7 protein-coding genes and 2 tRNA genes are annotated in these 14,487 nt (G+C 35.5%); 1 reads left to right on the plus strand and 8 read right to left on the minus strand.

Translation table 11 applies throughout. From position 1 onward, the window contains the following. The 3 genes from GB234_RS14355 to GB234_RS14365 form a co-directional block, all read right to left on the minus strand. Window positions 1-3,637, minus strand: a 3,637-nt coding sequence (locus GB234_RS14355; RefSeq protein WP_172966902.1) for an Ig-like domain-containing protein, incomplete at its 3' end; no start/stop codon positions are given. A gap of 667 nt (window positions 3,638-4,304) precedes the next feature. Next, window positions 4,305-4,390 (minus strand) — tRNA-Leu (locus GB234_RS14360). A 39-nt stretch (window positions 4,391-4,429) separates the two neighbouring features. Continuing rightward, window positions 4,430-4,502, minus strand: a tRNA-Gly gene (locus GB234_RS14365). A gap of 448 nt (window positions 4,503-4,950) precedes the next feature. Here GB234_RS14365 and GB234_RS14370 point away from each other — a divergent pair. After that, window positions 4,951-5,610 (plus strand): C1q-like domain-containing protein, encoded by a 660-nt coding sequence (locus GB234_RS14370; protein WP_151895277.1) that lies wholly within the window; start codon window positions 4,951-4,953, stop codon window positions 5,608-5,610. Window positions 5,611-5,622: 12 nt separating this feature from the next. Here the strand turns inward: GB234_RS14370 and mutS are convergent, their stop codons facing one another. The 5 genes from mutS to GB234_RS14395 all read right to left on the minus strand — a co-directional run bounded on the left by mutS (window position 5,623) and on the right by GB234_RS14395 (window position 14,426). Beyond that, complete coding sequence (gene mutS / locus GB234_RS14375) at window positions 5,623-8,265, minus strand: DNA mismatch repair protein MutS (RefSeq protein WP_151895278.1); 2,643 nt, start codon at window positions 8,263-8,265, stop codon at window positions 5,623-5,625. A 207-nt stretch (window positions 8,266-8,472) separates the two neighbouring features. Continuing rightward, complete coding sequence (gene metF, locus GB234_RS14380; RefSeq protein ID WP_151895279.1) at window positions 8,473-9,429, minus strand: methylenetetrahydrofolate reductase [NAD(P)H]; 957 nt, start codon at window positions 9,427-9,429, stop codon at window positions 8,473-8,475. 34 nt (window positions 9,430-9,463) lie between these two features. Beyond that, entirely contained in the window at window positions 9,464-12,211 is a 2,748-nt protein-coding gene (gene metH, locus GB234_RS14385; protein WP_151895309.1) for a methionine synthase, read from the minus strand. 40 nt (window positions 12,212-12,251) lie between these two features. Continuing rightward, entirely contained in the window at window positions 12,252-13,271 is a 1,020-nt protein-coding gene (locus tag GB234_RS14390; protein ID WP_151895280.1) for a homocysteine S-methyltransferase family protein, read from the minus strand. A 9-nt stretch (window positions 13,272-13,280) separates the two neighbouring features. Next, complete coding sequence (locus GB234_RS14395) at window positions 13,281-14,426, minus strand: homoserine dehydrogenase family protein (RefSeq protein WP_151895281.1); 1,146 nt, start codon at window positions 14,424-14,426, stop codon at window positions 13,281-13,283. Between the last annotated feature and the right edge of the window lie 61 nt (window positions 14,427-14,487).

The following is a 14,487-nucleotide window of genomic DNA, read 5'->3' on the forward strand; positions in this document are numbered from 1 at the left end:
TAAAGTTTGCATCTGGAGTAAAAGTGATCACTCCTGCTGCATCAATCGTTACTGTTCCGTTGTCTACTGCAATGGTTTGCGCAGTTCCAGGTGTTAACGCTGTTCCGTTGATAGACTCAATTGTTAACGTATCACCGTCTAAATCTGTATCTAGATCTAAAGGAGTTAATACGACTGAATCATCTTCATCTACGGTATAATCATCATCTACGGCTACCGGAGCATCGTTGATTTCTTTTACTGAGATGGTTTCATTGGCTGTCGCTGTACCACAATCTGAATCAGTTATTACGTAAGGAATCACAACATCTCCATTAAAGTTTGCATCTGGAGTAAAAGTGATCACTCCTGCTGCATCAATGGTTACTATTCCATTATCTACTGCAATGGTTTGCGCAGTTCCAGGGGTTAACGCTGTTCCGTTGATAGATTCAATCGTTAAGGTATCACCGTCAGGATCTGAATCTAAATTAAGTGGCGTAAGTACCACTGAGTCATCTTCATCAACGTCATAATCATCATTAACCGCAATTGGCAAGCCTTTAATTGTCACTGAAGCAATAGAACTATTTGGACATGCTCCTGTCGTTGTATAGGTTATTGAATAGGTTCCAGGTGTTGAAGCACTCACATCAATTGCTCCTGTTGAAGAAGTAATTGATAAGCCTGCACCACTTGTAAATGTTCCACCGGCTAATCCAGTGATGGTTGGCGTTGGATCTGAATCGTCTGTACAATACGCTGCAGCATCATAACTGAAACTTGCATCGTCTAGGGCATTAATTGTAACTGAAGCAATAGAACTATTTGGACATGTTCCTGTCGTTGTATAGGTTATTGAATAGGTTCCAGGTGTTGAAGCGCTCACATCAATTGCTCCTGTTGAAGAAGTGATTGATAAGCCTGCACCACTTGTAAATGTTCCACCTGCTAATCCTGTAATCGTTGGCGTTGGATCTGAATCGTCTACACAATACGCTGCAGCATCATAACTGAAACTTGCATCGTCTAAGGCATTAATTGTTATTGAAGCAGTCGAACTATTTGGACATGTTCCTGCCGTTGTATAGATTACCGAATAGGTCCCAGGTGTTGAAGCGCTCACATCAATTGCTCCTGTTGTAGCATTAATAGATAGTCCCGTAGTACTTGAAAAAGTTCCACCTTCAACTCCTGTTATTGTTGGTGTTGGATCTGTTGCATCTTCACAATACGCTGCAGCATCATAACTGAAACTTGCATCGTCTAGGGCATTAATTGTTATTGAAGCAGTCGAACTATTTGGACATGTCCCTATCGTTGTATAGGTTACTGCATAGGTTCCAGGTGTTGAAGCACTCACATCAATTGCTCCTGTTGAAGAAGTAATTGATAAGCCTGCACCACTTGTAAATGTTCCACCTGCCAATCCAGTGATGGTTGGAGTTGGATCTGAATCGTCTACACAATACGCTGCAGCATCATAACTGAAACTTGCATCGTCTAAGGCATTAATTGTTACAGAAACATTTGAACTAGCTGGACAAACTCCTGAGGTTGTATACGTAACTGAATATGTGTTTGGAGTTGATGCACTCACATCTATCTGACCGGTCGATGCATTTATGGTTAATCCTGCCGGTGCACTACTAAAAGTACCTCCTGCATCTCCAATAATTGTAGGAGTAGGGTCTGAAGCATCTACACAATAAGCAGCTGCATCATAATTAAAACCTGCATCTTCAACATTAACAGTTAAGGTAGCTTCCGCTTCAGCTCCACAAATATTAGCTTCATTCGTAAATAAGACTTTGTAAATATTACCGTCCATTGCCTCGGTCACTCCTGTTAACACAAGAGAAACTGTTGCACCACTCGCTACTGTTCCTGTTTCAGAAGCTAAATCTGAAAAATTTATCCCATCTGTGCTAACCGACCATTGGTATGTTACATTTGTACTTGCTGTAGCAACTGGAGTGTTTGTTGCGACTGGAGTGGCATTAGCTACTGCATCAAATTGTGCTATTTCCGTTTCACATATATCTTCATCTTCAGGTGTCGTTGCAATCACGACATTCATTCCTTCTTCAAATGTATTTAACCCTGCACCTGTAGCCGTTGGCGCTACATATGATGCTGCTACTACTGTACCATCAACAGGATCTACTGCTGGAGTTCCATTTCCGAAGAAACCATTATTATCAAAATCTGTATCACTATTATTATAGGCCTCGTCTGCATCATTACAACCATCTCCATCACTATCTTCATCAAAGATATTTGGTATACCATCCATATCAATATCACAGGCTAAATCTGGATTCGTAAGGAATGGCACTAATTCACTTTCTAAAATTCCTTGATTACCACCCCAAAATTCTGCTCGAATATCAATGAAATCTAAATTTGAAATAACAGCCTCAAATGCTGTTTGTGACACACCAAAATTAGCAGCGGTCAATTGATAACTAACTGGAAAATCTCCAATCGCCTCAGTTGTTAAAAAAGGATCTTGATTCACATCTGAAATTAAGGTAGTTCCTCCAGAGACAAGACGAATGTCGTTATTAATAGCCTGCAAATTATTAAACCAAGATTGCCCTTGATCTTCAATATAAATTCGAAAATTTAAAAAATTACCATCTACACTAGAATAATCATCACCATTTAAATTTAATCTATACCAAGTCAATCCTAAATCTTGATCTAAATATCTTAATCCTGGCTCGTCACTCCCAGGGCCAGCATCTTGAACCAAAGGTGTTCCTGAAGCACCGCCACCAACAACAGTTAAATTACCCGAACTAAGAGAATTAATTATGATATCTGACGAAAGAGATATATTTGGACATTCTACTGTATCTAGAATCCCATCATTATCATCATCAAGGTCACAACCATCCGGCACTAAATCGTTATCATTATCTGCAGTATCATCAAATCCAGGGCAAACATCAGCCGTATCTGGAACTCCATCACCATCACTATCAGTAATATTTTCGATTGAATTTAAAGTAACTGACAACTGTACCGTTTCAATTTCATCAATTGTTGTATTATTACCTCCACCAGCATTATTACCTGGAAAGAAAGTAAAATCTAAATCTGTAGCTGTTGCAGTAAAAACTATTTTATCTGTCTGCCATGTATTTTGACCACTAATAGCAATACTGGTAATAGCTTGCCCCTCTACAAGGTATCTATACGAATCATTAAAATTAGCAGCGTAAGCTATATTATTTCCATTAAAAACCGCTCCATTTCCATTCCCCAAAGCCGTTAAAGTATATACCGTTATCTCATAAGTATCACCTACAATAAGCTCTTCCATAGTTGTACGGACAGTTTCTTCTCCTGCTAAATCCCCTAAATCTCTTAAAGACAACCATGTTTCATGCCCATTAGGAGGGAGAGGCAAAGGACCACTTAGCCAAGTATCACCACCACCACCACCCGCAGCAGCGGTAGAACAATTATTTCTATCCGAAACATCTGGAGAACCACCAGCATCCACCCACCCTGGAGGCGCACAGTTACCACAAATTCCACGTCCATTTGTTGCAGAAATAGTTTGTGAATATGATGAAATACTGAATAAAAAAATTAGAAACAGCGACAAGCAAATATTTCTATTAAGTAATTGAGTAAAATTTTTCATAAGTAGGAAATATCAAATGATATAAATTCTTTAAAAATTAACTTAACAATCAATTGGTCTTAAAAAATGACATTCAATTGGATAGTAAATCAAGATGCGAATATAGTTATTAACAATATCAACACTATTATATACGACAAAACTAGACATATAGTTTCGTTTAAATACATTTTTAATCGTTTATTTACGTAAGGTTTTACTTACTTAACCTAAAAACAACCACTAAACAGTGTTAAACTACACTTAAACCTCTAAATATTTCTTAAAAAAACAATAGAAAATTATCAGTAAATAAGAACTAAAAAAGGGATAAAATTGTTTAAAAGATTAAGAAAAAATTAAAGAAAAATACAAATCACTCTTAAAAAAGGGGTAAAATCTATTTAAAGCGATTTAAGAGACTTTTAAAATTTATGTATACACACATATTTAAGCTTCTCAAAAACGCATAAAAATAGCTACAAATAGATGTTCTGAAATAGTATTTTTATATGTTATTTGGAATTTAGATAGACAAAAACTATTAAATTACTATTTAATGTAAGTTTTCACAAGACAAGCTCACAAAGTGTTTTAGATTTGAAAAAATTAATAATGAGGTAAGCCTATGAGCAAATCTACTCTGTAGAAAATAAAAAACCGAATCTTTCGATTCGGTTTTTTAAAGTACTGAAGACGGGACTTGAACCCGTACGGACATTACTGCCCACTGGATTTTAAGTCCAGCGTGTCTACCAATTCCACCACTTCAGCGATTAAATAGCTACAAAAATGTAACTAGGTAGATACTTGAGCGAAAAACGGGATTTGAACCCGCGACCTCCACCTTGGCAAGGTGGCGCTCTACCAGCTGAGCTATTTTCGCAAATTATACCAATTTAATGGTAAGTATTTAAGAACGTACTTCGCTGTTAAAGCGGTTGCAAATTTAAAATAATTAGTTTAAACTCAAACCCTTTTTTAACTTAAAATAATATTTTTTTTTAATTAAAACACAACACTTTAAATATTAACTCATTATGAAATAAAAACGTTCACAGTAAAAATTTATAAAAATTAAAACTCCAATTTTAAATTTACTGTTCATTGGTTTTACAAAAAATGATTGAAATCAAGGGTTGACAACATGAAAAATTATTTTTTTTTAAATAACATTTAATAAAAAATGGATGTTAGGACATTAACATCAAATTAAAAAAATTAACATAATCCAAATTAAAATTAACACTTTAACGGATTTATTTGTTTTTAAACGTATTTTATTCATATATTTACAATCTCCTCGCAAATAGTTTTAATTAAACTTTAAAGTTATGAGATACATATTTATTTTTTTAGCCCTTAGCAGTACATTATATTCTCAAGTAGGAATAAACACAAGTAATCCACTTGCAACGTTAGACGTCAATGGAAGTTTAATGGTAAGATCTATACCTCTCGAAAACGACGCATCAAATGCAAAGAATTCAATTTTAATCACAAATAATAATGAAATAAAACAAATCCCATTATTAGAAATTTATAAAGAAGAATTTAAAACAGCAGTTAAAGGTAGTTTTGATAGCGCTTCTGCAATTAGTATTTCTTTATTAGGTGGATCAGGCATTGTACCTTTTGATAATGAAGATTTTGACATTAATGATGAGTTTGATACAACTACGCATAAATTTACAGCTAAACAAGATGGAATTTATAGAATTTATGTTCAGGTTAAACAAAACAATCTACATATATCAACTAACTATGGAGTAAGAATCCTAAAGAATAACACTGTGATTCAAAAAAACTCATTTGCTAATTTAAGCGTAGCCTTAGTAAACATAACAACGCCTGTAAGAACTGTACAAACTCTTGTAGAATTAAATGAAAATGATGAAATTAAGTTTGAAATTGAAAGTAGTTTAGTGAGTGTAGCTACAAATCTTGTAGGATCATCTGCTAATAGCTTCTTTACAATAGAGAGAATTCGTTAATTAAAATTAGTATTACTTACTTTTTTTAATTTTTGCACTTCTTAACAACATACGTTTCATTTCGTTTAATTTCATTAGCGCTTCAACAGGAGTTAATGTGTCAATATCCACCTCTAAGATTTCTTCACGTAGCTCCTCTAGCAATGGATCATCAAGATTAAAAAAGCTTAGTTGCATTTCTTCTTCGGAAATTTGCTTCATCTTGTCACTTAATTCTTCGGAAGAATGACTTTTTTCAAGCCGCTTCAAAATTTTATTGGCTCTATTTAAAACGGCTTGCGGCATTCCAGCCATTTTTGCAACGTGAATTCCAAACGAATGATGTGAGCCCCCCGGAACTAATTTCCGAAGAAATAATACATCATCTTTCAACTCTTTTACTGAAACATTATAGTTTTTAATCCTGTTAAACGTTTCGGTCATCTCATTAATTTCATGATAGTGCGTTGCAAATAATGTTTTTGCATGACTGGGATGTTCATGTAAATATTCACTAATAGCCCAAGCAATGGATATACCATCATAAGTGCTGGTTCCTCTACCTATTTCATCTAGAAGCACAAGGCTACGCTCACTAATATTATTTAAAATACTCGCCGTTTCATTCATCTCTACCATGAATGTAGATTCGCCCATAGATATATTATCGCTTGCTCCCACTCTAGTAAAAATCTTATCTACTACACCTAATCGTACCTCGCCAGCAGGGACAAAACTCCCCATTTGAGCAAGCAACACTATTAGTGCTGTTTGACGTAAAATAGCGCTTTTACCACTCATATTAGGCCCGGTAATCATAATGATTTGCTGACGCTCTCTATCAAGAAAAACATCGTTAGCAATAAATGGGGCATCTGGCGGTAACTGTTTTTCTATTACAGGATGACGGCCATCCTTTATATGCAGATCTGTAGTTTCGTCAAAAACTGGTCGTACATATTTAGCTGTTTTTGCATGAGAAGCAAATGAACACAAACAATCAACCTCAGCAATTAAAGACGCATTTTGTTGAACCGGTGCTATAAATTGAAGCATCCACTTAACTAATTTTACAAAAATTCCTTGTTCTAAAACTCCTATCTTTTCCTCAGCACCTAGAATTTTTGATTCATATTCTTTTAGCTCTTCAGTTATATATCGCTCTGCATTTACTAGTGTTTGTTTGCGTATCCACTCCTCTGGAACTTTATCTTTATGGGTATTTCTCACTTCTATGTAATACCCAAACACATTGTTACTAGCAATTTTTAATGATGAAATTCCCGTACGCTCAGTCTCTCTTGCAAGCATTTTATCTAGATATTCTTTTCCTCCAGTTGCAATGGCACGCAACTCATCAAGCTCAACGTGAAAACCAGAAGCAATAGCGTTTCCTTTTAAAATGTTGACAGGCGCTTCTTCATTTAAAGTTTCCTTTATTTTATCACGTAACAATTGACATTCATGTAATTGCTCACCTATTATTTTGAGTGATTCATTATCTGAATTTATCGAAGCAATTTTTACAGGACTAACAGCTTCTAAAGAATTTTTTAACTGTATAACTTCTCTCGGGCTAATCTTTCCTGTTGCTACTTTTGAAATTAGCCTTTCTAAATCACCTATCCTTTTTATATGCGACTGTACATTAGTAAGCACCTTTTCGTTTTCGAGCAAATAACTTACCACCTCATGACGGCGATTAATTTTTTCTAAATCTTTTAACGGCAATGCCATCCATCTTTTCAATTTACGACCACCCATTGGCGAAATCGTTTTATCAATCACATCAAGTAATGTAACAGCATTTTGTTGATTTGAATGATACAGTTCAAGATTACGAATGGTAAATCTATCCATCCACACATACGCATCTTCGGCAATGCGAGACACTCGTGTAATGTGTTCTAATTTATTGTGCTGTGTTTCTCCTAAATAATGAAGCGCAGCACCACTGGCAATAATTCCATTTTCTAAATGGTCGATTCCAAAACCTTTTAAATTTTTTGTGCCAAAATGTTTCTGCAATGTCTCTTTTGAGTAATCCATTTGAAATACCCAATCCTCCAAATGAAAAACATGAAAGTTATCTCCAAAAGTTTCAGAAAACTGTTTCTTTTTTTGTTTACTGAAAAGCACTTCGCTAGGATTAAAGTTTTGCAACAATTTATCCACATACTCAGCATTCCCTTCTGAAGTAAGAAATTCACCTGTCGAAATATCTAAAAAAGAAACTCCTATTTTTCTAGAATCACCAGAACTTTTTGAGGCGCCAAAATGTATCGCGGCTAAAAAATTATTTGACTTTGATTGTAAAATATCATCGTTCAAAGCAACACCTGGCGTTACCAACTCGGTCACACCTCGTTTAACAATATTTTTTGTAAGCTTTGGGTCTTCGAGTTGGTCACAAATAGCAACCCTACATCCTGCCATTACTAACTTAGGCAAGTATGTATTTAAAGAATGATGTGGAAACCCAGCAAGCTCAACAGCATCGCCCCCATTATTTCTTGCAGTTAAAGTAATATTCAAAATACCCGCCGCCCTTACTGCATCTTCCCCAAAAGTTTCATAAAAATCCCCTACTCTAAACAATAATAATGCATCAGGATATTTCGCCTTGATGGTATTGTATTGTTTCATTAAAGGGGTCACTTTTTTGGGCTTGCTCATCTTGTCTCTTCGGAAATTTTAAACATCTCAAAAATACCGAAATATTAAAATTTCCGAAGAAATCATTACCCGTAGTTATGCACTTTTGAAAGCAGGATTGATCGATTTATCAACAAAAACCATTTGGAGTAAAAACTGAAAGCTAAATAAAAGATAAAAAACATTCTAAATTTGAGCTTAAAAATGCTCAATAACACACAAAAAAAACTAGAACAACTCCCCAGCAATGGATCTAATATTATCACTCTTCCCCATTGAATAATAATGTAAAACAGGGACGCCAGCCTCAATAAGCTCTTTGCTTTGAGCAATGCTCCATTCAACACCTACTTGACGGACGGCTTTATTATCATTACATTTTACAATTTCCATAATAAGGTCATCCGGTAACTCACAAGCAAAGCGATGCGGAATTAAATTAAGTTGTTTCTTAGTTGCAATTGGTTTTAACCCTGGAATAATAGGCACTGTAATTCCTTCTTTCCTACATTTATCGACAAATTTAAAGTACTTTTTATTATCATAAAAAAGCTGTGTCACTATGTAAGTAGCGCCACTTGCTATTTTCTTTTTTATAAAATGAATATCGCTATCAAGACTGGGAGCTTCAATATGCTTTTCAGGATAACCTGCAACGCCAATGCAAAAATCTGTTTTTGATTGGTTTTGTATTTCTGCATCTAAATACTCACCATTATTGAGTGCTTGAATTTGACTCACTAACTCGCTGGCATATGTATGTCCTTCCCCTTCGGGTGTAAAATACGTTTCGTTCCTAACGGCATCTCCTCGTAACGCCATCACATTATCAATCCCTAAAAAACCCAAGTCAATCAAAAAGTTTTCTGTATCCTCTTTAGTAAAACCACCGCATAATATATGCGGTATAGCATCTACTTGATATCTATTTTGAATCGCAGCGCAAATACCCACTGTTCCAGGACGCTTACGTACTATTTTCTTTTTTAACAATCCATTTTCTTGTTCTTGATATACATACTCTTCTCTGTGGTATGTTACGTCAATAAACGGCGGTTTAAATTCCATCAAGGGGTCAATATTGTCAAATATTTGTTGAATATTCTGCCCCTTTAAAGGAGGTAAAATCTCAAAACTAAACTGAGTTTTACCGTTGGCTTCTTTTATGTGTTCTGTTACTTTCATATTCAATTATGCTCTAAGGCATGGAGTTTTTTTTCTAGTCAGCAATATTGGGCGCAAGCCATTTTAATGCTTTTCCTTCGGAAATTTGCCTGCGATTAGCAAAATCCTTTACTTGATCTTCTTTTATTTTTCCGAGTCCAAAATAGCGAGCTTCGGGATTTCCAAAATAATATCCACTTACCGATGCCGCTGGCCACATTGCTAATCCCTCTGTCAACTCCACTCCTATTTCCTCTTTCACATTTAAGACCTCCCAAATAGTTAGTTTTTCTAGATGGTCTGGACATGCTGGATATCCTGGCGCAGGGCGAATGCCTTTATAACTTTCTTTAATTAAATCTTCATTTGTTAATGTTTCATTCTCAGCATAGCCCCAATGTTTTGTGCGCACTTGTTTGTGTAAATATTCGGCGAAGGCTTCTGCGAGTCTGTCTGCTATTGCTTTTACCATTATCGAATTATAATCGTCATTTTCTGCTTCATATTTTTTGGCTAATTCTTTAGTTCCAAAGCCTGTGCTCACACAAAAACAACCCACATAATCCTGAATGCCTGTATTTAGTGGTGCGATAAAATCTGCTAATGCAACATTAGGCCTTCCAGTTGCTTTTTTTGATTGTTGCCGAAGAGTGTGAAATATAAATTTATCTGCACCAAGAGAGTTTTCTTCTACGCTGGAACAGACAACATTTTTTAATTCAATATCATCATCATTGATTGTATTTGCTTCAAACAGTCCAAAAATTGCTTTTGCAGTCAACAGCTTTTCTGAAATAATTTTATTGAGAATAACTTGAGCATCATTAAACAACTCAGTAGCTTGCGAGCCCACAACTGTATCTGATAATATCTGCGGAAATTTGCCGTGTAAATCCCAGCTTCTGAAAAATGGACTCCAATCAATGTAATCCCTCAATAACTCTAAATCAAGTTTCTCTATTTTTTGAATTCCTAATGTCCTCGGTTTAAAAATTCCCGAAGTATTCCAATCAATTTTTAATTTATTAGTTCTGGCTTGCTTAACACTCAAGTATTCTTTAGTGCGCTGCCTTCCCAGAAAATTATTTCTAAATACCGCATAATCTGCTTTTAAATCTTTCTTGTAATTATCTTTTTTTTCTTTTTGTAATAAATCTCCAACAACCGTAACTGCTCTTGACGCATCATTAACATGCACAACTGCATGTTTATATTCTGTATCAATTTTTACTGCTGTATGTGCTTTGCTTGTTGTTGCTCCACCAATCATGAGTGGAACTTCAAAATTTTGACGTTGCATTTCTTTTGCTATAAAAACCATCTCATCAAGCGACGGTGTAATCAATCCACTTAACCCAATAATATCTACATTGTGCGCTTTTGCTTCTGCAATAATTTTTTCAGGAGGCACCATTACTCCTAAATCTACAATCTCATAATTATTACAAGCAAGTACTACCGAAACAATGTTCTTCCCTATGTCATGAACGTCTCCTTTTACCGTTGCCATTAATATTTTACCTGCACCTCTTTGCTGTACCTTTGCATCCTTATTCGTTAATAAATCTTGCTTTAGTTGTTTTTGCTTTTCGGCTTCAATAAAAGGCTCTAGATACGCTACAGCTTTTTTCATTACACGAGCACTTTTTACTACTTGAGGAAGAAACATTTTCCCACTCCCAAAGAGGTCTCCCACCACATTCATTCCTGTCATTAAATTGCCTTCGACAACTTCAATTGGAGCGTTCGCTTCTTGCCTTGCTTGTTCTACATCTTCAATAATATATTGGTCTATTCCTTTTACTAATGCACGAGTAATTCGGTTTTGGAGAGGTTCCATTCTCCAACTTAAATCAACAGTGTTTTCTTTTACCTGTCCTACTACGGTTTCGGCAAATTCTAATAGTCTTTCAGTGGCATCATCGCTACGGTCAAAGATGACATCTTCAACGTGTTTTAATAAATTTTTTGGGATGTCATCATAAATCTCAAGCATCGTAGGATTTACAATCCCAATATTCATTCCTGCTTTTATTGCATGGTATAGAAACACTGAGTGCATTGCTTCCCGCACGGTATTGTTCCCACGAAAACTAAATGACACATTACTCACTCCACCACTTACACTACAATACGGTAGATTTTCTTTTACCCACCGAGTAGCTTCTATAAAATCTATAGCATTTTTACGGTGTTCTTCCATTCCTGTTGCCACAGGAAAAATATTTAAATCAAAGATGATATCTTCAGGCTTAATGCCTACCGAGTTTACTAAAATATCATACGAGCGTTTTGAAATTTCACAACGGCGATTAAAATTATCCGCTTGTCCCACCTCATCAAATGCCATTACAATTACGGCTGCTCCATAGCGTTTTATTTTTCTTGCATTTTCAATAAATTCTGTCTCACCTTCTTTTAAGCTAATTGAATTGACAATACATTTACCTTGTACTACTTGAAGTCCAGCTTCAATAATTTCCCACTTAGAGCTATCAATCATTATGGGTACGCGAGCAATATCTGGCTCCGCAACTATCAAGTTTAAAAACCTGACCATCGCAGCCTTACCGTCAATGAGACCATCGTCCATATTGATGTCAATTATCTGTGCACCATTTTCAACTTGATCACGCGCAATTGCAAGTGCTTCTTCAAATTTTTCCTCTTTAATTAAACGTAAAAACTTTCGGGAACCGGCTACGTTTGTTCTTTCGCCAACGTTGATAAAATTACTTTGGGGGGTTATAATTAAAGGTTCTAAACCAGATAATTTTAGCACTCGATTTTGGGTGTTATTCATTTCCGAAGAACATAAAACACTATTTTTTATTTCTGAAATATTAGACATACAAAACAGGGGAATTTAATGGACGAGGTTTGTATTCACTTGCAATTTTTGCGATGGCCTTAATATGTGGTGGTGTTGTACCACAGCATCCTCCAATTATATTAATAAGCTTTTTATCAAGATACTCCCTGATTTGTTCTGCCATTTGCTCTGGAGATTCGTCATATTCACCAAAGGCATTTGGCAATCCTGCGTTGGGGTAAGCGCTTATCGCAATATCAGTGCGATTGCTTACCACCTCTAAATGGGGTGTTAATTGTTTAGCGCCCAAAGCACAATTGAATCCAACGCTCAATAATGGAATATGCGAAATTGAGATCAAAAAAGCCTCAGCCGTTTGACCAGATAGCGTTCGCCCAGAGGCATCTGTAATTGTCCCGCTGACCATTATGGGAATGTCTATTTGACGTTCCTCTTTAATTTCTTCAATTGCAAATAATGCAGCTTTTGCGTTGAGTGTATCAAAAATAGTTTCTATTAAAAGCACATCAACACCGCCGTCAAGTAATGCTTCTGCCTGTTGCTTATATGCAACTCGTAGCTCATTAAAAGAAACGGCTCTAAACCCCGGGTCATTTACATCTGGGCTCATGCTAGCCGTTTTATTTGTTGGCCCAATTGCTCCTGCTACAAATCTGGGTTTATGCGGTTCTTTTTTAGTAAAAACTTTTGCAACTTCTCTCGCTATTTTAGCGCTTTCAAAATTGAGCTCGTATACTAAGTCTTGCATGTCATAATCTGCCATAGCAATTGTTGTCCCTGAAAACGTATTTGTCTCCACAATATCTGCACCAGCTTCAAAATACTTGGCGTGTACTTCTGCAATTGCTTTGGGTTGTGTGATAGAAAGCAAGTCATTATTTCCTTTTACGGATGTATGAAAATCTTTAAATCGCTCACCTCTAAAATCTTCTTCGGTAAAATTATAACGTTGCAACATGGTTCCCATCGCTCCATCGAGTATTAGGATTCTGTCGCGCAATGCTTGATTTAATTTGCTGGTGTTCTTCATTCTCTATATTTAGTTTTTAATCTGTTCACTCAGCCTCAAAATATCTCCAAAAACTCCCCTTGCCGTAACCTCAGCGCCAGCACCAGCTCCTTGAATTACAATTGGGTTTTTATCGTAGTTTTCTGTATAAATTTCAAATATGGTGTCGCTACCTTTTAATTGACCAATGACCGAATCCTTAGCAACTTCAACTAACCTTACGGCAAGATTGGCTCCATCATTTTTGGCTAAATTGCCAGATAATTCGGCTACATAACGCAATACATTCCCTTTTCTACAATTGGTTTTTTTGATTTTATAAGGAACGTCTAAATAAAATAGAGAATTAAGAAACTCTTCTTTTGAGCTATTTCTTAAACTTTTTGGGACTAGATTTTCAACCATTACGTCCTTTAATTCATTGTGCAAATCTAACTCTCGAGCGAGAATTAATAATTTTCTTGCTACATCATTTCCATTTAAATCTTCACGAGGGTCTGGCTCTGTAAAACCTTTTTTAATAGCGCGGCTTAGCACCTCACTAATGGGTAAATTACTATTACCAAAAGTGTTAAAGATGTAGCTTAATGAGCCTGAGAAAACACCTCTAATTTTAGTGATATTTTCACCACTAGCATGCAATAATGAAATGGTATCGATTAAAGGTAATCCTGCGCCTACATTAGTCTCGTACAAATATTTTTTATGATTAACTTGTAGCGTTTTCCTTAAATTTTGATAAAATTGTAACGACTGTGTATTCCCTTTTTTGTTTGATGATACTAAGTGAAAACCTGCATTGATTAAAGTAGTGTATTCATGAACTATGTTATCATCTGCAGTGTTATCAACTGCAATTACATGTTCAAACTCATGTAATTTTACAAAATCAATTATTGTTTGTACTGAGTATCTAGTTCCATATGTATGTTTTTCTAGCTGCCAATTTTTATTAATACCGTCTGGTCTTAAAAGTAATTTAGTAGAGTTTACTACCGCAATAATTTTTACATTTAAATCCCTACGTTTCCATAGTGATAGATGTTTATCTAAAATTTGCTCTATTAATGTACTTCCTACTTTCCCATGACCAAAAACAACTACATTAATATTTGTTTTTTTTAGTGCAACTAAATCAATCTTTTCTCTTTCTACAGTTTCTATACTTGTACTCATAACTTTAATTATTTTTAGTCTAATGCAGCCAGAACTGTTACCACTTTGACTGCATTAAATT

The sequence above is a fragment of the Patiriisocius marinistellae genome (assembly GCF_009014635.1).
GTDB classification, from domain to species: Bacteria; Bacteroidota; Bacteroidia; order Flavobacteriales; family Flavobacteriaceae; genus Patiriisocius; species Patiriisocius marinistellae.